At 70.9% G+C, this 20,213-nt stretch carries 18 protein-coding genes, 1 rRNA gene, 1 pseudogene and 1 riboswitch; of the genes and pseudogenes, 5 read left to right on the top strand and 15 right to left on the bottom strand.

The window, feature by feature from the left end; translation table 11 throughout:
• Positions 1 to 4: 4 nt before the first annotated feature.
• Positions 5 to 1,522, bottom strand: coding sequence for a glutamate--cysteine ligase (locus ACIQFU_RS14290; protein ID WP_402551426.1), 1,518 nt, complete (start codon positions 1,520 to 1,522; stop codon positions 5 to 7).
• 557 nt (positions 1,523 to 2,079) lie between these two features.
• Here ACIQFU_RS14290 and ACIQFU_RS14285 point away from each other — a divergent pair.
• The 3 genes from ACIQFU_RS14285 (at position 2,080) to ACIQFU_RS14275 (ending at position 4,500) form a co-directional block, all read left to right on the top strand.
• Positions 2,080 to 2,661 carry a hypothetical protein gene (locus ACIQFU_RS14285; protein ID WP_402551425.1) on the top strand — a complete coding sequence of 194 codons (582 nt, stop codon included), beginning with the start codon at positions 2,080 to 2,082 and terminating at the stop codon, positions 2,659 to 2,661.
• Between the two features lie 340 nt (positions 2,662 to 3,001).
• Positions 3,002 to 3,205, top strand: a complete 204-nt coding sequence (locus ACIQFU_RS14280; protein ID WP_030189388.1) for a DUF5999 family protein — start codon at positions 3,002 to 3,004, stop codon at positions 3,203 to 3,205.
• 230 nt (positions 3,206 to 3,435) lie between these two features.
• The gene (locus tag ACIQFU_RS14275) at positions 3,436 to 4,500 is read left to right on the top strand and encodes a LacI family DNA-binding transcriptional regulator (RefSeq protein ID WP_402551423.1); all 1,065 of its coding nucleotides are present in this window, start codon (positions 3,436 to 3,438) and stop codon (positions 4,498 to 4,500) included.
• Between the two features lie 9 nt (positions 4,501 to 4,509).
• Here ACIQFU_RS14275 and ACIQFU_RS14270 read toward each other — a convergent pair whose 3' ends face one another.
• A complete protein-coding gene (locus ACIQFU_RS14270; protein WP_402551422.1) occupies positions 4,510 to 5,079 on the bottom strand; it encodes a DUF1707 domain-containing protein in 570 nt (189 codons plus the stop codon).
• A 343-nt stretch (positions 5,080 to 5,422) separates the two neighbouring features.
• Positions 5,423 to 5,591 (bottom strand): annotated as a pseudogene (locus tag ACIQFU_RS14265) (MerR family transcriptional regulator); the annotation flags it as partial.
• A gap of 161 nt (positions 5,592 to 5,752) precedes the next feature.
• On the opposite strand from ACIQFU_RS14265, the gene ACIQFU_RS14260 reads away from it, so the two are divergent.
• Positions 5,753 to 6,172 (top strand): molybdopterin-binding protein, encoded by a 420-nt coding sequence (locus tag ACIQFU_RS14260; protein WP_402551420.1) that lies wholly within the window; start codon positions 5,753 to 5,755, stop codon positions 6,170 to 6,172.
• Positions 6,173 to 6,241: 69 nt separating this feature from the next.
• On the opposite strand, the gene gcvP is transcribed toward ACIQFU_RS14260, so the two are convergent.
• Complete coding sequence (gcvP, locus tag ACIQFU_RS14255) at positions 6,242 to 9,127, bottom strand: aminomethyl-transferring glycine dehydrogenase (RefSeq protein ID WP_402551418.1); 2,886 nt, start codon at positions 9,125 to 9,127, stop codon at positions 6,242 to 6,244.
• A 177-nt stretch (positions 9,128 to 9,304) separates the two neighbouring features.
• Positions 9,305 to 9,400: riboswitch (glycine riboswitch) on the bottom strand.
• 150 nt (positions 9,401 to 9,550) lie between these two features.
• Between gcvP and ACIQFU_RS14250 the strand changes: the two genes are divergently transcribed.
• Complete coding sequence (locus tag ACIQFU_RS14250) at positions 9,551 to 9,928, top strand: PRC-barrel domain-containing protein (RefSeq protein ID WP_402551416.1); 378 nt, start codon at positions 9,551 to 9,553, stop codon at positions 9,926 to 9,928.
• Here the strand turns inward: ACIQFU_RS14250 and ACIQFU_RS14245 are convergent.
• The 11 genes from ACIQFU_RS14245 to rrf form a co-directional block, all read right to left on the bottom strand.
• On the bottom strand, positions 9,844 to 11,280 hold the full coding sequence (locus ACIQFU_RS14245; RefSeq protein WP_402551415.1) for a DNA polymerase IV: 1,437 nt from the start codon (positions 11,278 to 11,280) through the stop codon (positions 9,844 to 9,846). The genes ACIQFU_RS14250 and ACIQFU_RS14245 overlap by 85 nt on opposite strands.
• Positions 11,281 to 11,351: 71 nt before the next feature.
• Positions 11,352 to 12,038, bottom strand: coding sequence for a MerR family transcriptional regulator (locus ACIQFU_RS14240; RefSeq protein WP_402551413.1), 687 nt, complete (start codon positions 12,036 to 12,038; stop codon positions 11,352 to 11,354).
• Positions 12,039 to 12,229: 191 nt separating this feature from the next.
• Positions 12,230 to 12,703, bottom strand: a complete 474-nt coding sequence (locus ACIQFU_RS14235; protein ID WP_030189411.1) for a bifunctional nuclease family protein — start codon at positions 12,701 to 12,703, stop codon at positions 12,230 to 12,232.
• A 108-nt stretch (positions 12,704 to 12,811) separates the two neighbouring features.
• Positions 12,812 to 13,552 carry a MerR family transcriptional regulator gene (locus tag ACIQFU_RS14230; RefSeq protein ID WP_402551412.1) on the bottom strand — a complete coding sequence of 247 codons (741 nt, stop codon included), beginning with the start codon at positions 13,550 to 13,552 and terminating at the stop codon, positions 12,812 to 12,814.
• A gap of 44 nt (positions 13,553 to 13,596) precedes the next feature.
• The gene (locus ACIQFU_RS14225; protein ID WP_402551914.1) at positions 13,597 to 14,448 is read right to left on the bottom strand and encodes an FHA domain-containing protein; all 852 of its coding nucleotides are present in this window, start codon (positions 14,446 to 14,448) and stop codon (positions 13,597 to 13,599) included.
• A gap of 148 nt (positions 14,449 to 14,596) precedes the next feature.
• The gene (locus ACIQFU_RS14220; protein WP_402551411.1) at positions 14,597 to 15,454 is read right to left on the bottom strand and encodes a DUF881 domain-containing protein; all 858 of its coding nucleotides are present in this window, start codon (positions 15,452 to 15,454) and stop codon (positions 14,597 to 14,599) included.
• 5 nt (positions 15,455 to 15,459) lie between these two features.
• A complete protein-coding gene (locus ACIQFU_RS14215; RefSeq protein WP_003977440.1) occupies positions 15,460 to 15,792 on the bottom strand; it encodes a small basic family protein in 333 nt (110 codons plus the stop codon).
• Entirely contained in the window at positions 15,789 to 16,685 is an 897-nt protein-coding gene (locus tag ACIQFU_RS14210; RefSeq protein WP_402551409.1) for a DUF881 domain-containing protein, read from the bottom strand. Before ACIQFU_RS14210 ends, ACIQFU_RS14215 begins: the two co-directional genes overlap by 4 nt.
• A gap of 107 nt (positions 16,686 to 16,792) precedes the next feature.
• Positions 16,793 to 19,288 (bottom strand): sugar phosphate nucleotidyltransferase, encoded by a 2,496-nt coding sequence (locus ACIQFU_RS14205; protein ID WP_402551407.1) that lies wholly within the window; start codon positions 19,286 to 19,288, stop codon positions 16,793 to 16,795.
• Between the two features lie 112 nt (positions 19,289 to 19,400).
• Positions 19,401 to 20,009 carry a CDP-alcohol phosphatidyltransferase family protein gene (locus ACIQFU_RS14200; protein WP_007388195.1) on the bottom strand — a complete coding sequence of 203 codons (609 nt, stop codon included), beginning with the start codon at positions 20,007 to 20,009 and terminating at the stop codon, positions 19,401 to 19,403.
• 109 nt (positions 20,010 to 20,118) lie between these two features.
• Positions 20,119 to 20,213 (bottom strand): 5S ribosomal RNA (rrf, locus tag ACIQFU_RS14195); the annotation flags it as partial.

The raw sequence follows: 20,213 nt of genomic DNA, 5'->3' as shown, positions 1-20,213 counted from the left end.
GCGGTCAGCGCGGCACCACCGTCTCCGGCAGGCCCACCGGCCACAGGTGCACGGGGTCCCCGTCACGCATCAGCTCGACGTAGCGGCGGGTCGTGGCGGCCAGCGCGGCCTCCCGGGACAGGCCCGCCTCCAGCCCCCGGTGGAAGGTGGCCGCCTGCCAGGAGGCGCCGTTGACCCGGCGCCGGCATCGCTCCTCGATCACGCCGAGGTAGAAGTCCCGGTCGGCCGGTTCCACGCCCCAGGCGTCGAGACCTGCCTCGGCGAGCGGCAGCAGTTCGTCGCGTACGAGGACGGCGGCGTCGACCTCGGTGGTGCCGCCGAGGCGGCCGCGCCGGGGCCACTCGAAGCGGGCCTCGATGCCGTGACGGCACGCGGCCTCGAAGTTGGCGGCGGCGGCCTCGAACGGCAGCCGGGTCCACACCGGCCGGGGCTCCTCGGCGAGCGCGCGCACGACTCCGTAGTAGAAGGCGGCGTTGGCGATGACGTCGGTGACGGTGGGACCGGCGGGCAGGACCCGGTTCTCGACGCGCAGGTGCGGGACGCCGTCGGCGATGTCGTAGACGGGGCGGTTCCAGCGGTAGACGGTCCCGTTGTGCAGGACGAGTTCGGAGAGCGAGGGCACACCGCCCGCGTCGAGGACGTCCAGCGGGTCCTCGTCGTCGCAGATGGGCAGCAGCGCCGGGAAGTAGCGCCGGTTCTCCTCGAAGAGGTCGTACGCAGAGGTCACCCACCGCTCGCCGAACCAGGTGCGCGGCCGCACGCCCTGGGCCTGGAGCTCGGGTGGGCGGGTGTCGGTGGACTGCTGGAACAGCGGGGGCCGCGACTCCCGCCACAGCTCGCGGCCGAAGAGGAAGGGCGCGTTGGCGCCGAGGGCAATCTGCGCGGCGGTGACGGCCTGCGCCGCGTTCCACACGTCGGCGAAGCGGTCGGGGGTGACCTGGAGGTGCAGTTGCACCGAGGTGCAGGCGGCCTCGGGGGCGATGGACTTCGACGTGCAGGTCAGGCGCTCGACGCCCTCGATGTCGAGGGTGAAGTCCTCCCCGCGGGCGGCCACGATCTGTTCGTTGAGCAGGGCGTAGCGGTCGACGGCGGAGAGATTGGACGAGACCAGGTCGTCCCGGTCCAGCGTCGGCAGAATACCGATCATCGCGATTCCGGCGTCGACCTCGCCGGCCTTGCGGTCCGCATATGCCAATGACGTACGGATCTCCTCCGCGAGCCGGTCGAATACCCGCCCGCCCAGGCGGTGCGGAGCTATGTTGACCTCGAGGTTGAACATGGCGAGTTCGGTCTGGAAGTCGCGGCTCGCGATGCGTTCGAGGACTTGCGCATTCAACATTTTCGGCATCCCGTCGGCACCGACGAGATTCAATTCGATCTCCAGCCCCATCAGGTTCTTCGGGCGGTCGAACCGCTTCTCCGCCAGAAGTCGCTCCAGGCCCGTCAGGCACCGCTGGAGCTTCTCGCGGTAGCGCTGGCGATCGGACAGGTCGAACTGACCTGCCGCGACCTTCTCCCCCATGGAAGAGTCCCTTCTCGGAGCGATGTGTGGAAGACCGGCCGCCGTCGGCCGGCCGCCGGTCAGGTGGGATGATGCCCAGCCGAAGCGATCGATAACGTCCCCGCACCGGCCCGGCAGCCGCTACGCTGTGCCGATGTGACCGGTGGCACATTCACCGGGCATGGCGCGTCGAGCAGTTTCCCGGGCCGGCAACTCGTGAAAAACGCCGACGACAATTGGCCGACCGCTCGGTGAACATTCCCCGAGGTCACCGCAGTACACCCGGCCCAGAATCCGGAGGATTCCCGCATATCGACGGCCGAGTTCAACCTTGTACTGCTTACCGGAATCGGCTAGCCGAAACACAGTCTGAACACATGTCGTATAAACTCCGCGGACAGGCAGCGGACCGGCGTCCACGGTCGAAGGATCCTGCCGTCGAGCTGACGCGCGGCAGGCCTCTCCCACTTCTCGTTTCCGGACCCGGTCCCTGCCTCTCCCAGCCCTGTGAGCCGACAGTGTCGTCCGCCCCGCTCCGCCCTCGCGCCACCGTGCCTTCGAATGAGAGGCGACCTATCATGCCCCTGCGTGTCCCCCAGGCCCCCGCGCCCGCCCTGCGCTCCGTCCTCACCGCCCTCTCGTCGCCCACCGCGGTCCGCGAGGCCCGGACCCCCGCCCTGCTCGGCGCCCAGGGACCCGCAACACCGGAGCTGCCGCTTCCCGTGCACGTCCTCGACCGGGTCGCGGCGCAGGGCGTGACGGCGACGCGGCTGACCGGGTGGCGGTTCCACATCCGGTGCGGCGACCGGGCGGTGGCGGCGGCGGAGACGATGCTGACCGCCGACGGCTGGGCGTTCTCGCACTTCTTCGAGGGCCCCTACGTCACCTCGACCGAGCGCGCGTTGCGGCAGGCCGACCTGATGCCCCAGTCGTACCAGCCGCGCCTGCTGTCCGTTCCCGAGCTGTACATGCTCACGCTGTGGCTGCACGGCGACTGCGCCGCGGACGCCGCGGCCGGGCCCGCGGCCACCGATCTCCTGGTGCCGCTGGCACCGGCCCCGCCCGGGATCGCGGCCCACGTGCCGCACCGGGTCGCCGAACTGCTGCCGGTCCTCACGCACCGGATGACACCGACGCGGCTGCTGGGTTCCCCCGCCTGATCCGGCCCCGCGGCCCCGGATCACCGGCCCGTCCCGTTCACCGGCCCGCCGACCTGCCCCGTTCGGCCGGACCGCCGGCCCACCCGCGCGGACTAGCCCCAAACGGCCATGCCGAACCACCCGAAGTGACAGTGCAGTTGGGCTGAACCGTCCGCGCGGGTGACGCGTCATGAACCTGTGAGAAGCGGTGCTGCGAAATACCTGCGGATCGACGCCCGTGGGGCAACACTGGGTTTCGGACCGACTCAAACAACGGGGGGCGGCCATGGACGAGGCTTCACGCCGCGGTACGGCCACGACAGCGAACTCACCCATCATCACAGACCGAGAGACCCCACTCATGTGCCAGCACCAGCCACCGTGCCCGTCAGCCGTCTCCGCCGACCGGGAGTCCGCCCGTCTCGTGGCGCACCACCCGGAGCAGGGGTGGAGCCTGCTGTGCAACGGTGTCGTCCTTTTCGAGGACACCGGTGAGCTACTGCCGGACGGTCAGGCCATCGCCCCGCACCGTCCCGTCGGCGCGGGCCTGACGACCGCCGCCTGACCACGAGCCGGGCAGGGTGACGCCACTGTGCCCGCTGCCTCACGGGGCCGGCCCGCAGCCACGGCTGCGCACCGGCCCTCATGCGTGTCCGGGGCCGGTCACTCCCCGTAGCGTGTCGGCGCGGACGCGGTGACGGCCCGGTTCGCGGGGCCGCTGCGACTTCCCCCGAGGGCCCGGTTTCCGGAAGACTCCTGGCAGTTTCGCGGTCGGTGTCGGCGGAGGTGGGGGAAGTGGCGGTGGACGGGGCCCGGGCCAGAACGGCTTCCGGCGGCCGGGGCAGGGTCACGATCACGGACATCGCCCGCCGCGCGGGGGTCTCGGTGCCGACCGTGTCCCGGGTCGTGAACGGCCGGGCGGACGTGTCGCCGGGGACCAGGGCGCGGGTGGAGGAACTGCTGCGCCGGCACGGGTACCGCAAGCGCGCCGCCGCACCGGGCCGCCAGGCCGCCCTGCTCGACCTGGTCTTCAACGACCTGGACAGTCCCTGGGCCGTGGAGATCGTCCGAGGGGTCGAGGAGGTGGCCCGGGCCGCGGGCGTCGGCACCGTGGTCTCCGCTGTCCACGGCCGCTCGGGCGACGCCCGTCAGTGGATGCGCAATCTGCGGGCCCGGGCCTCGGACGGCGTCGTCCTCGTCACCTCGGCCCTGGACCCCGTGCTCCACCAGGAGCTGCGGATCCTCGGCGTGCCCCTGGTCGTGGTCGACCCGGCGGGCTCCCCCGCCCTGGGTGTGCCCACCGTCGGCGCGGCCAACCGGGCGGGCGCCATGGCGGCCACGGAGCATCTGCTGGCGCTGGGGCATCGCCGGATCGGTCTGATCGCCGGGCCGGCACGGCTGCTGTGCTCGCGCGCCCGCCGCGACGGCTACCGCGCCGCCCTGGAAGACGCCGGCCTCGCCGTGGACGAGTCCCTGATCGTCCCCGGCGACTTCCGCCACGAGTCCGGTTTCGCCGCCTGCGAGGTCCTGCTGGGCCTGCCCGAGCCGCCGACGGCCGTGTTCGCGGCCAGCGACCAGATGGCGCTCGGCGCGATCGAGGCGCTGCGGCGGCGTGGGGCGAGGGTGCCGCAGGACATGAGCGTCGTCGGTTTCGACGACCTTCCGGAGGTCCGCTGGTCGGCGCCGCCCCTGACGACCGTGCGCCAGCCGCTCGCCGACATGGGCAGGGTGGCCGCGCGCACGGTGCTCCGCCCGGCCCGCGACGAACGCCCGGACTCGCCACGGGCCGAGCTGGCCACGGAGCTGATCGTCCGCTCCAGCACGGCGCCCCCTCCGGGCCCCGCCGCGCCGTCCGGGTGAGCCGTCCGGCTACGCCCTGCGCCCGAGCCTGCGGCGCGGCGCACGCACCACGACCTGCCCCCAGCTGATCTCGCCCGTGATCTCCACCCTCAGCTCCACGGGCACCCCGGCGTCGACGGTCCTCGGGATCTTCACCTCGCCGTAGTTCGTCGCGAGTGAGTCGGTGTCCACGACGATGCCGGGCCGGGTCACGATCTTCAGTGCCCCGGCCCGCATGTCGAGGTCGATGCGGAGGGTGTCGTGCGTGATCACCGCCCGGGTGAGATCGAGCGTCACCTCGCCCCAGGCCGAGCGGATCTCCACCCGCCGGGGTACCACCCAGCCCTCCCCCCGCCGGGTGGACGCGCCCTCCTGCTCGATACGGACGACGTCCTTGGCCAAGGGGGGCGCGGTGCCGTCCGCCGGGAGCGGCAGGTCGGCGGTCAGGGCGGCCAGCTCCTCCTGGGTGCGCGCGGTGAGCGCCGCCCCCACCCGCTCGTCCAGTTCGCCGGCGGTCAGTCTGCCGTCGCCGGCGGCGGCGCTCAGTACGTCCACGGCCCGGTCCCGGTCCGCGTGCGAGGCGCGGAGAGCGGGCGCCACTCCGCCCTGTGAAGGCTGCACCGGCATAGCTCGACCCCGATCTTCCCGGGCGCCCTGTGGGCGCCCCGCCACTGCGGCACACTAACGCTATATCGCGTTATACCCCACGACCAACCCCTCGTCCACCGTCCTCTTCCCGCGGACTGTCGTGACCCAGTGACCCGCACGCAGTCCCGCACGGCCCGCCGGGCCGCCCGGCGTCAGCCCGGACACCGTGCACCGCCGGGCCGACGCGGGCCGGACCACCACCCGCCACCACGAGGAGGGGCGGCGCGTCGACGCGACCCGCCCCAGGCCGCGCGCGGTTCCGCCGGGCCGGGCCTCGGGGTTGCGTGGATCGAGTCCTGTCGATGTGTACACGCGTCGACTTCACCCGAGCCGTGGCCGCGCGCCGACCTCGACGCCGAGTTCCTCCACCGTCTCCCTGGCCGGCAGGAGACGAGCCGAGTGAGGACCGTCCCCCCGACCCGGGCCGCGACGTCCCCGGGCCCGGCCGTGGTGACGATCCCAGGGAGGATGCGACACCCACCGTGAGGACGGCCCGGAGAGATCCTCGGCGAGCCGCCCGCCTGGAGCGTCACGGCGACCGGATCCGCGTGCGCCTCACAGCCCGACTCCCGACGCAGACCCTCGCATACCCGGCGCAACGCCCCCGTCGGGCTACGGTGCCCTCATGAGCCTGAGCATCCGCAACCAGCTCCCCGGGACCGTCACCGCCGTCACCCCGGGCGAGGCCATGGCGACGGTCGGGGTACGCCTCTTCGGCGGCCAGGACCTCACCGCCGCGATCACCCGGGAGTCGGCCGAGGACCTCGCACTCGCCCCAGGCACCGCCGTGCGGGCCCTGGTGAAGTCCACGGAGGTCGCCCTGGCCACCGGACGCGTCGAGGGCCTGTCCGTCCGCAACCGCCTGCCGGGCACGGTCACCGCCCTCACCACCGGCGCCGCGATGGCCTCGGTCACGGTCGCCGTCGAGGGCGCCGGGCTGACCGCCGCCATCACCAGGGAGGCCGCCGACGACCTTGGGCTGTCCGTGGGCGTTCCCGTCGTCGCGCTGATCAAGGCGACCGAGGTGTCGCTCGCCACGGCCTGAGAGACGACGAGAGGCCCCGTCCGGACCCTGGCAGCCCGGACGGGGCCTCTCTCACTTCCTCGGCGGGACTCAGTCCTCGTAGGCGTCCAGCGGCGGGCAGGAGCAGACGAGGTTCCGGTCGCCGTAGGCCTGGTCGATGCGGCGCACCGGCGGCCAGTACTTGTCGGCGACGGACACACCGGCCGGGAAGACGGCCTCCTCGCGCGTGTAGGCGTGGTCCCAGTCGCCGCCGAGCGCGCCCGCGGTGTGCGGGGCGCCGCGCAGCGGGTTGTCGTCGGCCGGCCAGTCGCCGGAGCCGACCTTCTCGATCTCCGCGCGGATGGCGATCATCGCCTCGCAGAACCGGTCCAGCTCGGCCAGGTCCTCGGACTCGGTCGGCTCGATCATCAGCGTCCCGGCCACCGGGAAGGACATCGTCGGCGCGTGGAAGCCGTAGTCGATCAGCCGCTTGGCGATGTCGTCGACGCTGACGCCGGTCGCCTTGGTCAGCGGGCGCAGGTCGATGATGCACTCGTGCGCGACCAGCCCGCCGGGGCCGTTGTAGAGCACCGGGAAGTGCGGCTCCAGGCGCTTGGCGATGTAGTTGGCGGACAGCACGGCCACCTGCGTGGCGCGCTTGAGACCCTCGCCGCCCATCAGCCGCACGTACGACCAGGAGATCGGCAGGATGCCGGCCGACCCCCACGGCGCCGCCGAGATCGGACCGACGCCGGTCTGCGGGCCGACCGCGGGCTGCAGCGGGTGGTTGGGCAGGTACGGCGCCAGGTGCGACCGTACGGCCACGGGGCCGACGCCGGGGCCGCCGCCGCCGTGCGGGATGCAGAAGGTCTTGTGCAGGTTCAGGTGGGAAACGTCGCCGCCGAAGTGGCCGGGCTTGGCGAGGCCGACCAGGGCGTTGAGGTTGGCGCCGTCCACGTAGACCTGGCCGCCCGCGTCGTGCACCTGGGCGCAGATGTCGGCCACGTGCTCCTCGAACACGCCGTGCGTGGAGGGGTACGTGATCATCAGCACGGCGAGCTCGTCGCGGTGCTTCTCGATCTTGGCGCGGAGGTCCTCGACGTCGATCTCGCCGTCCTCGGCGGTCTTGACGACGACGACCTTCATGCCGGCCATCACGGCGCTGGCGGCGTTGGTGCCGTGTGCGGAGGACGGGATGAGGCAGACGGTGCGCTGCTCGTCGCCGTTGGCCCGGTGGTAGCCGCGCACGGCGAGCAGGCCCGCGAACTCGCCCTGCGAGCCGGCGTTGGGCTGCAGCGAGACCTTGTCGTATCCCGTGACCTCGGCGAGCCGCTCCTCCAGCTCACGGATGAGCGTCAGGTAGCCCTGCGCCTGCTCGGCGGGCGCGAAGGGGTGCAGCGCGCCGAACTCGGGCCAGGTGACCGGTTCCATCTCGGTGGTCGCGTTCAGCTTCATGGTGCAGGAGCCCAGCGGGATCATGCCGCGGTCCAGCGCGTAGTCCCGGTCGGCGAGGCGGCGCAGGTAGCGCAGCATCGCGGTCTCGGAGCGGTGCTGGTGGAAGACGGGGTGGGTCAGGAAGTCGTCGGTGCGCAGCAGCGCCTCGGGCAGCGCCTGCCCGGTCTCCGCGTCCAGCGCCTCGACGTCGCCCTCCACGCCGAACGCGTTCCACACGCCGCCGACCTGCGTCCGCGTGGTGGTCTCGTCGCAGGCGAAGGACACCTGGTCGGCGTCGACGAGCCGCAGGTTGATGCCGTTCTCGCGGGCGGCGTGCACGATCGCGTCGGCCCTGCCGGGCACCCGCACGGTCACGGTGTCGAAGTAGGCGCCGTGCACGATCTCGACGCCGCCGGCGGCCAGACCGGCCGCGGTGATCGTGGCGTACCGGTGGGTGCGCCGGGCGATGGCCCGCAGCCCCTCGGGGCCGTGATAGACGGCGTACATGCCGGCCATGACGGCGAGCAGCACCTGTGCGGTGCAGATGTTGCTGGTGGCCTTCTCGCGGCGGATGTGCTGCTCACGGGTCTGCAGGGCCAGGCGGTAGGCCTTGTTGCCGTCGGCGTCCACGGAGACGCCGACCAGGCGGCCGGGCAGGCTGCGGGCGAACTTCTCGTGCACGGCCATGTAGCCGGCGTGCGGGCCGCCGAAGCCCATCGGCACGCCGAAGCGCTGGGTGGTGCCCACCGCGATGTCGGCGCCCAGCTCGCCGGGCGAGGTGAGCAGCGTGAGGGCGAGCAGGTCGGCGGCGACGGTGACGAGCGCGCCGAGCTCGTGCGCCCGGTCGATCACCGGCTTGATGTCGCGGACGGCACCGGAGGCGCCCGGGTACTGGATGAGGACGCCGCAGATCTCCCGCTCGGCGACCTCGGCGGGGATGCCCTCGCCGAGGTCGGCGACGACCACCTCGACGCCGGTCGGTTCGGCGCGGGTCCGTATCACGGCGACGGTCTGCGGCAGGGCGTCCGCGTCGACCAGGAAGAGGCCCTTCTTGTTCTTGCCCATGCGCCGGGAAAGGGCCATCGCCTCGGCGGCGGCGGTGCCCTCGTCGAGCAGCGAGGCCCCGGAGGTGGGCAGACCCGTCAGCTCGGCGACCATCGTCTGGAAGTTCAGCAGCGCCTCGAGCCGGCCCTGCGAGATCTCCGGCTGGTACGGCGTGTACGCCGTGTACCAGGACGGGTTCTCCATGACGTTGCGCAGGATGACCGGCGGGGTGAAGGTGCCGTAGTAGCCGAGGCCGATCATGGAGTCGAGGACCTGGTTGCGGTCGGCCAGGGAGCGCAGCTCGGCCAGCACCTCGGCCTCGGAGCGCGCGCCCGGCAGGTCGAGCCGGTCGGCGTTCTTGATCACGTCCGGCACCGCGGCGGCCGTCAGTTCGTCGAGCGAACCGTAACCGACCTGCGCGAGCATCTTGGCCCGGGCCTCGTGGTCGGGGCCGATGTGGCGCTGCTCGAACGGCGCTGCCTGTTCGAGTTCGGAGAGCGGAGTGCGGTGGGCGGTCATTGCGGAGGCCTCCTGGTCTGACGACCTTCGAGGGGCACCACGGCGCGGGTACCCGGACGGCCTCCCCCTCTGTCATCTCAACCTGAGAGCTTCACCGGACGAGCCCGGAGGCCCTTCCGGCTTTCACCGTCGGTGAGAGCGGAAGCCGTCGACACCCGCCCTGCTTTCCAGAGTGACCTCGTCCGTGCGGTACGTGAGCCTGAGAGATTCCGGGGAGGATTTGCTCCTTCGGCGCCTCCGGTGGTGTCCGGAGGACTCTCCCGCGCGGGGTCAGCGGCCGTTTGCCAGCGTACCAGCGAGACGTTCGCGCGAACTTCGAGTGGCCGACCGGCCACATGTGCTCTTTTGTAGTACTTACGGATGATTAGGCGGCTGGTGTCCGACCCCAGTCCGGCCCAGTGGCGCGATCAAGTGGAGGGCCCCGTGCGTACTGACATCGATCCGCGGAACCTGATCGGCCGCAAGGCGTTCGACCGCGACGGCACGAGGATCGGCACCGTGGACGAGGTGTACCTCGACGACGCCACCGGCGTCCCCGAGTGGGCCGCGATACGGACCGGCCTCTTCAGCAGGGACGCCTTCGTCCCCCTGGAGCCCAGCGAACTGGTCGACGGCACCCTGCGCGTGCCCTTCGACCGGTCCCTGATCAAGGAGGCGCCCGACTTCGGCGTCGGCCGCCACCTCTCGCCGGAGCAGGAACTCCAGCTCTACCACCACTACGGCCTGGACGTGGCCGCCGGTCCCCCGCCCCCCGACCACGACTTCGGCAAGCTGGCCGGCAAGGGCAACGACGACGGCTGACCGGCCTCGCCGCCCTCCGCGCCGGTGACCAGCGGCAGCGGATCGGCCGGGCTCAGCTCGGGGTCGTCCACCGGGAAGGTCCGCACCCGGCCGACCTCCGAGTACGGCGTCTCGAACCGCACGGTGACCCGCCCGAGACCGCTGCCCTGCACCCACCCGTGTCCGAGCGCCGCATGCCGTACGTCGTGCCCCGCCGGCCACCTCCGCTCGGCGGGCGAGGGGCCGTGCTCCTCGACGGGGCCGGTCTCGGGCTCCTCGGCCGGCACCTCGGGAACGTCACCTGCGGCCTGCGCGAACAAGTCCTCCTGCGTGTAGTCGGCGAGCCCGCTGACTCCCACCCCCAGCAGCCGCACGCCGCCCGTGGTGTCCACCGAGTCCAGCAGTCTGGCGGCGGCCTCCCGGACCACCGCGGGGTCGTCGGTGGGCCCGCGCAGCGTCTCCGAGCGCGTCAGCGTGGAGAAGTCGTACCTGCGGACCTTGAGCACGATGGTCCGCCCGGACAGACCGGAGGCGCGCAGCCGCCGCACGCAGCGGTCCGCCAGCCGTCCGACCTCGACGCCGACCCGCACCCGGTCGTGGATGTCCACGTCGTAGGTGTCCTCGACCGACACGGACTTGGTCTCCCGCTCGGCCACCACCGGCCGCTCGTCCCGCGCCAGTGCCATGGCGTACAGCGCGTGGCCGTGCGCCTTGCCCAGCAGCCGTACCAGCTCGTCCTCGCCCGCCTCGGCGATCTCGCCGACCGTGGTGATCCCCGCCCGGCGCAGATGGTCTCCGGTGGCCGGCCCCACCCCGGGCAGCGTCCGCACGGTCATCGGCTCCAGCATGGCCCGCTCGGTCCCCGGCGGGATGAGGACCAGTCCGTCGGGCTTGGCCTCCTCCGAGGCGATCTTGGCGAGCATCTTGGAGGCGGCGAGCCCGACGGAGCCGGTGAGGCCGGTGACGGCACGGATGTCCGCGCGCAGCCTCGCTCCCGCCAGCCGGGCCGACTCCGCGTCCCAGGCCGCGTGGCCGGCCTCCAGATCCACGAAGGCCTCGTCCAGGCTGAGCGGCTCCACCAGGGGCGAAAGCTCCCGCAGCAGCCGCATGACCTGCTCGCTGATCGACCGGTACAGCTCGAAGCGCGGCACGAGGTAGGCGGCGTGCGGCGCGAGTCGACGAGCCTGGCCCATGGGCATCGCGGAGTGCACCCCGAACACCCGCGCCTCGTACGAGCAGGTGGCGACCACGCCGCGGGGCCCGAGACCGCCCACGACCACGGCCTTCCCGCGCAGACTCGGCTTGGACGCCTGCTCCACCGAGGCGAAGAAGGCATCCATGTCGAGATGCAGGATCGTGGGCGCGGTTCTCACATCTTCGATGCTGCCCTACGCCACTGACAATGCCGCCACCACGCGGGCCGGCGCCCGGAGGCGCGGCGCCGTCAGACCGCCCTGTTGTTCCGCCGCCGGGCCAGCTCGTCGGCGGGATTGTGCCCGACCAGGGTCTCGCCCGTGTCGATCCGCTCCCCGTGCAGCTGGGACAGCGCGCTCTCCACGTCCCGCCACACCACGCCCACGGCGATCCCGAAGATGCCCTGGCCGCCCTGGAGCAGCGCGTGCACCTCGTCGGGCGAGGTGCACTCGTAGACGGTGGCGCCGTCGCTCATCAAGGTCATCCGCTCCAGGTCGCGGAAGCCGCGCTCCCGCAGGTGCTGGACGGCGGTGCGGATGTTCTGCAGCGACACCCCGGTGTCCAGGAAGCGCTTGACGATCTTCAGCACGACCACGTCGCGGAAGCTGTACAGCCGCTGCGTTCCGGATCCGTGCGCGGGCCGCACGCTGGACTCGACGAGTCCCGTGCGCGCCCAGTAGTCGAGTTGCCGGTAGGTGATGCCGGCGGCCGCGCAGGCCGTCGGCCCGCGGTAGCCGATCTGCTCGGACGCCATGGACGTCGCCCCTCCGCTGGTCGGCACGGCTGCCGGTCGCTGCGGACCGGGATCGGTCGCGCCACCGTGCCGGGCGTGGCCCGCGCTCGCGCGAAGCCGGGAGCCCGGGGGAGGGTACGGACCGCCTGCCCCGAGGCTGTGCCCGGGGCCACCCCCAACCGTACCGTCGCCGCTGATTCTCACGCCGACCTCCGTCCTTGACCTGCCTCCTCGAAGGTAGGCAGTCACCAAGGGTGCGTCAACGATCGCCACACTCGGCACGCCGAGTGATAATCACCCTACGAGTGGTTTCCCGTGCCCAGTTCCGGGAAAGGCTAGCCGGATGTGCCCGGACAGGGCCTCGCGTGGCCCTGAATCCGCCCCGGCCGGGCGCCTCACTGGTTGCTGGTTCCGAAGTCCTCGGGCGAGATCTGGTCGAGGAACTCGCGGAACTTCTCCACCTCGTCCTCCTGCTCGTCCGGGATGGCGATACCGGCGTCGTCGAGGACCGTGTCGCTGCCGTAGATCGGCGTACCGGTGCGCAGGGCCAGCGCTATGGCGTCGGAGGGCCTGGCACTGACCTCGACCCCGCTCGCGAAGACCAGCTCGGCGTAGAAGACCCCGTCGCGCAGGTCGGTGATGCGTACTTCCGTGAGCTCCTGGCCGACGGCCTCCAGCACGTCCTTGAAGAGGTCGTGGGTCAGCGGTCGTGCGGGAGCCATGCCCTGCTGGGCGAAGGCGATCGCCGTCGCCTCCCCGGGGCCGATCCAGATGGGAAGGTAACGGTCGCCGCCCACCTCGCGCAGCAGCACGATCGGCTGGTTGGAGGGCATCTCGACCCGGACACCTACGACATCGAGCTCGTTCACACAGCAACCCTAGGCCGTGCCCGGGACGTTTGGGTAGTCGGGCCGGGATCGGGTGGGCGATCCGGGTCCGGACCGGTGGTCGGTTCCAGACCCTCGCTCCCCGTCGTTTCAGGGCAGCCGCACGCCCAGAGCGGTCTGCACCAGCGCCGCGTGCAGTTTCACTGCCAGTCCCGCCAGCTCCTTGGTGCGGGCTTCCGCGTGTGCCCTGGTCTGGGGGTTGCGGTGCCGCTTCAGCGGGGCCACCACCTGGTCCACGAGCCCGGCCTCCCGGTCGGCGGCGGCCTTCATCACCCGCAGGTGCCGCGGCTCGATCCCGAACCGCCCCAGCTGCACCACCAGCGACGCCACGGTGACCGCCTCGGCGTCGTAGGCCCCGTCGGCCAGCGGGACGAGGAGTCCGTAGGACTCCCACTCCTTCAGTTCCTGGTCGCCGATCCCGGCCGTTGCGAGCAGCTCGTCGCGTCCGATCCTGGCCACCGTCGGGCCCTCGGCGGGCTCCGCCACGGCCGCCTCGCCCTCCCGCTGGCGGCCGACCCGTGGCAGGGACACCGCCTCCCCGCGTTCCACGGCGTCCAGATGCTCGCGGATCACCTTGAGCGGCAGATAGTGGTCGCGCTGCATGCGCAGCACCTCGCCGAGGCGCTCGACGTCGTGTGCGCTGAACTTGCGATACCCGGCCGGGGTCCGCCTCGGCTCGACGAGGCCCTCCGACTCAAGGAAACGGATCTTGGAGATGGTGATGTCGGGGAACTCGTCACGCAACGCGTTCAGCACTGCGCCGATGCTCATCAGCCCACTGTCCGTGGCGGCGGCGCCTTGCCCGGCACCGCCGCTCGGTGTTTGAAACATGGACCTTCCCTGGAGGTTCCCCGGACGGGCGGCCCGGGGGCGGGTCAGTAACCCCGCTGGCTCGCGTAGAACACCAGCCGGTACTTGCCGATCTGCACCTCGTCACCGTTGGACAGGGCGACCTGGTCGATGCGCTCCCGGTTGACGTACGTGCCGTTCAGGCTGCCGACGTCGGCGACCGTGAACGAGCCGTCCGGGCTGCGGCGGAACTCCACGTGCCGGCGCGAGACCGTCACGTCGTCCAGGAAGATGTCGCTCTGCGGATGACGCCCGGCGGTGGTCAGCTCGCCGTCCAGCAGGAAGCGGCTGCCCGAGTTAGGGCCGCGACGCACGACCAGGAGCGCGGAGCCCAGCGGCAGCGCGTCGACGGCCGCCTGCGCCTCGGGCGAGAGCGCCGGCATCGCCGTCTGGCCGGTGACCTCCGAGTCGTACGCCTCCAGACCGGAGATGGAGATCGTGGAGGTCGTCTCGGACGCCCGCTCCGGCACCGCACCGGGCCGCAGCGGAGCACCGCAGTTGGAGCAGAAGCGGCTGTTCTCCGCGTTGCGGTTGCCGCACCTCGTACACACCAGGGCCGACATGGACGGATCCTCCTGCCGCGGCTGCCCCGCCGGGGCGTTCGACGCGTACGGGTCGGGGGTGAACCCTCCGCCCGTACCCGGGGCCGAGGACTGGCCGAAACCTATGCCGCCGGACTGAGCAGGGTCAACAGACGGCGCGCCGGGACCACCCACCTGGTCCCGGAACATCGGGCGTGAGCCCTCCGCGTCGGGCTGTGCGCGATGACGGGCGGTCGCGTTGTCGCTGCCGCCCTCTCGCGCGCTCTTGCCGAACAACTTCGCAAACAACTTCACGGGCGATTCCCCTTGACCGAAACAGACCCGCCCGTGGGGCAGGACGAACCCTTACTGACCGCGCTGACCGACCCGGACACCTTCACAACGTCCGTCTCCACCAGACAGTTTCCACCACGCACCACCCAATCGGTGCGCCGACCCCCCGCAACCTCATGCCCTCGCCGGACGCCCCCCATGCACCGCCGGTTCACTGGGAGGACGACCGAGCGTAGTCAGGCCGCTTCGCCGCTCGCAAGGCGTCCACGACGATCTTGCTCGACCGCTCAACAGTAACGGTGGCCTGTTCCTTCTCCAGAGTCTGCACCACTCCTCCAGGAATGTTGAGAGCCGGTTCGAGGTCCTGCGGCTTGCCGATGACCTGGAAACGATAGGGCGCGTTGATCTTGTTCCCGTCGACGCTGACGGACTTGTCGGCGTCCGCGAGATACGTGCCGGCGACGACCCGTACGCCGTTCACCTGGATCGCCTCCGCACCGGCCGCGCGCAGCTCCTGGACCGCGTCGAGCAGCATGTCCGCCTCGACCGTCCCCTTCGTGTCCTCGATGGTCACCGTGATGCCGGGCCCCTGCGCGGCCACGGTGCCCGCGAGGATGCCCAGCTGCCGCTCCTTCTCGAGCGTCTGCTTGCGGGCCTCCTCCGCCTGGTCGGAGCTGTTCTCCAGCTCGTCGCGCTGCTTCTCGAGGCCCTGCTTCTCGTCTTCAAGACGTTGAGTACGGTCGTCCAGTTCATCGAGGATGCGCACCAGATCCTCCTGGCGGGCGCCACGCAGCGCGCTGTCGCCGTCACTGTTGGACGCCACCTGGACCGCGAGGCCGAACCCGAGCCCGAACAGGAGCAGGGCCACGATGAGTTGGGCCCGTGTGAGGCGCGGCGGCCACACACCCTTCAGGAGCCGCTGTCTGCCGGTCAGCCCGTTCCGCTCCTGTTGGGCGCCCTGCGGCGAGTCGCCCGCCGGGGCGTCCGCGTCCCGCTTCTCCGCGGGCGCCACTTCCTCGGGCAGTTCCTTGCGCAGCCGGTTCGGGCCCTGCTCCTCTGGCTCGTTCATCGGCCTCACGCCCGGAAGACGTGGCGTCGGATCGCCGCGGCGTTGGAGAAGATGCGGATGCCCAGGACCACCACGACACCGGTCGACAGCTGGGCGCCGACGCCCAACTTGTCGCCCAGGAACACGATCAGTGCGGCGACGACCACGTTCGACAGGAACGACACCACGAAGACCTTGTCGTCGAAGATGCCGTCGAGCATGGCCCGCAGACCACCGAAGACGGCGTCCAGCGCCGCCACGACGGCGATCGGGAGATACGGCTCCACGGCCGCCGGCACCTCGGGCCGGACCAGCAATCCGGCCACGACTCCCACGACGAGGCCCAGTACGGCGATCACGATGTGCCCTTCTCGGTTATCGGCTGTGCTGTTCGTACGATCAGACTCGGTGCGGCCGGCAGCTTGAGGTCGTCCGCGACGGAGATGGCGGTCCGGATGCCGTAGCTCTCCTGCAGGGCATGCAGGTACAGTCCGTCGGCGCTGTCCTGGAACGCGGTGCTCAGCCGCGCACCGTCCCCCACCGCGAGCACCGTGTACGGCGGCACCAGCGGTCTGTTGTCGACCAGTATCGCGTCACCCGCGGCCCTGATCGCCGACAGCGCCGTCAGACGCTGTCCGTTGATGGAGATCGCCTCGGCGCCCGACTCCCACAACCCGTTGACCACGCGCTGCATGTCCCGGTCCCGTACCCGGCCCGTGTCGGAGAAGCCGGAGGTGCCGCGCGGTTTCCCGTCGGCTCCGCCGCCCACGTCCTTGGCGTCGTCGACCACGAGCTTCACACCCGGACCGTGCGCCTCGACCGCACCCGCCAGCATGCCCACGAGGTCGGTACTGTCGCCGTCGCCGCTCTGCTCCAGCGCCTCGCGCCGGCGCGCGTTCACGTCGTCGCGCAGCTCGTCGACGCTCTTCTCCAGCTTGTCGGCCGCCGAGGTCTCCCCCTCTATGCGGTCGACCAGCTCCTCACGTTCCTTGGCGACGACGGGAGCGGCGACCCGTGCCTGGGCCGCCCCGACCGTCACGACCAGGGCCGCGAGCACCAGTCCGGCCGCCAGGCCCAGCTTGGCACGGAGCGTCTTGGGCAGGCCGCCGCTGCCTTCGGCCTTCTTCCGCGCGGCGGCCTCGGCGTATCCGTCGTCGAGGCTGTGATCCATGACGTTCGTGAGCAGTGACATGGACGCGTCCGGGCGCGCGGGCCGCGTGAATGTGCTCCGAACGGGGGGTGGCTGCGGCATGCCGCACATCGTCGCACGCCACCGCCACTACCTCCGAACGGCCCCACCGGCGTGCCGGACAGGCCCCCTTGGGGACACTTGTCCGGCACGCACGCGTGCGGTGTGTTTTACCGGCCCGCGCTGTCCACCACCGCGGCCCACTCGTCCAGCAGCGCCTGTGCGGAGGCGTCGTCGGGACCCTCGGCCCACAGGTGGGTGACCGCCTCCGCCGGGTCGGGCAGCACCATCACCCAGCGTCCGTCGGTCTCGACCACCCGCACCCCGTCCGTGGTGTCCACGAACCGGTCCCCGGCCGCCTCGACGACCCGCCGCATCACCAGGCCCTTGACCGCCCAGGGAGTGGCCAGATCCCGCTTGAGGACGTGAGCCCGCGGGATCCGCGCGTCGATCTGGCTCAGCGTGAGCTGCGTGCGCGCCACCAGCCCGATCAGCCGCACGAAGGCCGCCGTGCCGTCGTACACGCTGCTGAACTCGGGGACGATGAAGCCGCCCTTGCCGTCGCCTCCGAAGATCGCCCCCTCCTCGCCTCCGACCCGCGTCAGGTCGTCCGGGGAGGTGGTTGTCCACTCGACCTGTGTGCCGTGGTAGGCGGCGACCTGCTCGGCGATCCTGGTGGTCGTCACCGGGAGCGCGACCCGTCCGCTGCGCCGCTCGGCCGCGATCAGGTCCAACATCACCAGCAGCGCCCGGTCGTCCTCGATGATGCGGCCCTTCTCGTCGACGAGCGACAGCCGCTCACCGACCGGGTCGAAGCGCACGCCGAACGCGGCCCGCGAGGACGCCACGATCTCCCCGAGGCGCACCAGACCGGAGCGCCGCATGTCGGCCGACTCGGTGGGCCTGGCCTCGTCGAGTCCGGGATTGATGGTCAGCGAGTCGACGCCCAGCTTCCCGAGCAGGCTGGGCAGGACCAGCCCCGCGCTGCCGTTGGAGGCGTCCACGACCACCTTGAGCCCGGATTCGGCGATGCCGGTGATGTCGACGTTGCGCAGGAGCGACCCGGTGTAGGAGTCGAACACACTGGACGGGAAGTGCAGGTCCCCGATCTCCCCGGGGAAGGCCCGCCGGTACTCCTGCCGCGCGAACACCCGGTCCAGCTTGCGCTGGCTGCCCTGCGACAGGTCGGCGCCCTGGCCGTCGAAGAACATGATGTCGACGGAGTCCGGCACACCCAGGGTGGTCCGGATCATGATCCCGCCGGCACTCCCCCGCGCGGTCTGCTGCCGCGCCACGGGCAGCGGTACGTTCTCCAGGTCGCGTACGTCGATGGCGCTGGCCTGCAGCGCGGAGATCACCGCCCGCTTCAGCGCACGGGCACCACGGGAGTGGTCGCGCGCCGTGGTGACGGTGGACCCCTTCTTGAGTGTCGTCGCATACGCGCCGGCCAGCCGTACGGCCAGCTCCGGCGTGATCTCCACGTTCAGGATGCCGGAGACCCCGCGGGCACCGAAGAGATGCGCCTGGCCACGGGACTCCCAGATCACCGAGGTGTTGACGAATGCGCCGGCCTCGATGGTCTTGAACGGGTAGACCCGCACGTTCCCCTGGACGATCGATTCCTCACCGACCAGGCATTCGTCGCCGATGACCGCGCCGTCCTCGATCCGCGCGGCACGCATGATGTCGGTGTTCTTGCCGACCACGCAGCCCCGCAGATTGCTGTGCGGCCCGACGTACACGTTGTCGGCGACCACGGCCTTGTGCAGGAAGGCGCCGCTCTTGACGACGACGTTCGATCCGACGACCGTGTGCTCGCGGATCTCGGCGCCGGCCTCGACCTTGGCGTAGTCGCCGACATACAGGGGCCCGCGCAGCACGGCGTCGGGATGCACCTCGGCGCCCTCGGCCACCCAGACGCCGGGAGAAATCTCGAAGCCGTCGATGTCGACGTCGACCTTGCGCTCCAGGACGTCGGCCTGGGCCTTCACGTAGCTCTCGTGGGTACCGACGTCCTCCCAGTAGCCCTCGGCGACGTAGCCGTAGATGGGCTTGCCTTCCTTCATCAGCTGCGGGAAGACATCGCCGGACCAGTCCACGGGCACATCGGGGTCGACGTAGTCGAAGACCTCGGGCTCCATGACGTAGATGCCGGTGTTCACCGTGTCCGAGAAGACCTGGCCCCAGGTCGGCTTCTCCAGGAAGCGCTCGACCTTGCCCTCTTCGTCGACGATGGTGATACCGAATTCCAGCGGGTTGGGTACGCGCGTCAGGCACACGGTGACGAGCGAGCCCTTTTCCTTGTGGAAATTGATCAGGTCAGTGAGGTCGAAGTCGGTCAAGGCATCGCCGGAAATAACGAGGAAGGCATCGTCCTTCAACGCCTCCTCGGCGTTCTTGACGCTTCCGGCGGTACCGAGTGGCTTCTCCTCGTTGGCATAGGTGAGCTCCATTCCGAGCTCCTCGCCGTCACCGAAGTAGTTCTTGACCAGCGAGGCCAGGAACTGGACGGTCACGACGGTCTCGTTGAGCCCGTGCCTTTTGAGCAGCCGAAGCACATGCTCCATGATCGGCCGGTTGACCACCGGCAGGAGCGGCTTGGGCATGCTAGAGGTCATGGGACGAAGGCGTGTGCCTTCGCCTCCAGCCATCACGACGGCCTTCATGTCGGAAGCGTCCTCCTCTGAGAGACGACGGTTTAGCCGACTTCACCCGTCCAGGGTCCCGCACTTTTCCAGCACGGGCCATCCGGCCACGGAGGCCGCACAATCAGCGAGTTCAATCGGCTGCGACGTCCGCACGAACCAGGCGGCGGACCTGCACCACGTAGAGAACACCTGCCCACCAGTACAGGGTTGTACCCCACCCGGCGAACGCCCATCCGAAAACTGCGGCGAGTGACGCGATCCATCCGCTTCCGTCACTGAGCAGAAGCAGCGGGAAGGCGTACATCAGGTTGAAGGTGGCGGCCTTGCCCAGGAAGTTCACCTGGGGCGGCGGATAGCCGTGCCGCCGGAGGATGCCCACCATCACCAGGAGCATCGCTTCCCGGGCAAGCAGTACAAGGGTCAACCAGAGCGGGAGAATCTCACGCCAGGTGAGGCCCACCAGCGTCGAGAGGATATAGAGCCGGTCGGCAGCGGGGTCCAGGAGCCGGCCGAGGCTGCTGATCTGATTCCAACGCCGCGCGAGCTTTCCGTCCAGGTAGTCGCTGACCCCGCTGAGGGCCAGCACCAGCAGCGCCCAGCCGTCGCTCTGCGGGCCGCCGAACTCGGGCCGCAGGATGAGCCACAGGAAAAGCGGCACGCCGGCCAGGCGCGCCATGCTGAGGATGTTCGGGATGGTGAGGACCCGGTCGGTCTGCACGCGGGTCTCCTGGACCTCCACGCGGGGGCCTCCTGGGGGAAACGAGCCAATGATGCTCACTGACCCTACCTCAACGCAAAAAAGCTCTGGCTCTCGGGCTGCATGCCCAAGAGCCAGAGCTCTAAAAGGAGTTCGGCGGCGTCCTACTCTCCCACAGGGTCCCCCCTGCAGTACCATCGGCGCTGTAAGGCTTAGCTTCCGGGTTCGAAATGTAACCGGGCGTTT

Origin of the sequence: Streptomyces sp. NPDC093065 (genome assembly GCF_044754585.1) — a bacterium.
Lineage (GTDB): Bacteria > Actinomycetota > Actinomycetes > Streptomycetales > Streptomycetaceae > Streptomyces.
Note: the sequence above shows the minus strand (reverse complement) of the source record. Positions and strands in the feature narration are given on the sequence as shown.

Coding starts and splice junctions, on each gene's coding strand:
- ACIQFU_RS14290 (WP_402551426.1), bottom strand. CDS start 1,522: ATGGGGGAGAAGGTCGCGGCAGGTCAGTTCGACCTGTCCGATCGCCAG.
- ACIQFU_RS14285 (WP_402551425.1), top strand. CDS start 2,080: ATGCCCCTGCGTGTCCCCCAGGCCCCCGCGCCCGCCCTGCGCTCCGTC.
- ACIQFU_RS14280 (WP_030189388.1), top strand. CDS start 3,002: ATGTGCCAGCACCAGCCACCGTGCCCGTCAGCCGTCTCCGCCGACCGG.
- ACIQFU_RS14260 (WP_402551420.1), top strand. CDS start 5,753: ATGAGCCTGAGCATCCGCAACCAGCTCCCCGGGACCGTCACCGCCGTC.
- gcvP (WP_402551418.1), bottom strand. CDS start 9,127: ATGACCGCCCACCGCACTCCGCTCTCCGAACTCGAACAGGCAGCGCCG.
- ACIQFU_RS14230 (WP_402551412.1), bottom strand. CDS start 13,552: ATGTTTCAAACACCGAGCGGCGGTGCCGGGCAAGGCGCCGCCGCCACG.
- ACIQFU_RS14220 (WP_402551411.1), bottom strand. CDS start 15,454: ATGAACGAGCCAGAGGAGCAGGGCCCGAACCGGCTGCGCAAGGAACTG.
- ACIQFU_RS14210 (WP_402551409.1), bottom strand. CDS start 16,685: ATGCCGCAGCCACCCCCCGTTCGGAGCACATTCACGCGGCCCGCGCGC.
- ACIQFU_RS14205 (WP_402551407.1), bottom strand. CDS start 19,288: ATGAAGGCCGTCGTGATGGCTGGAGGCGAAGGCACACGCCTTCGTCCC.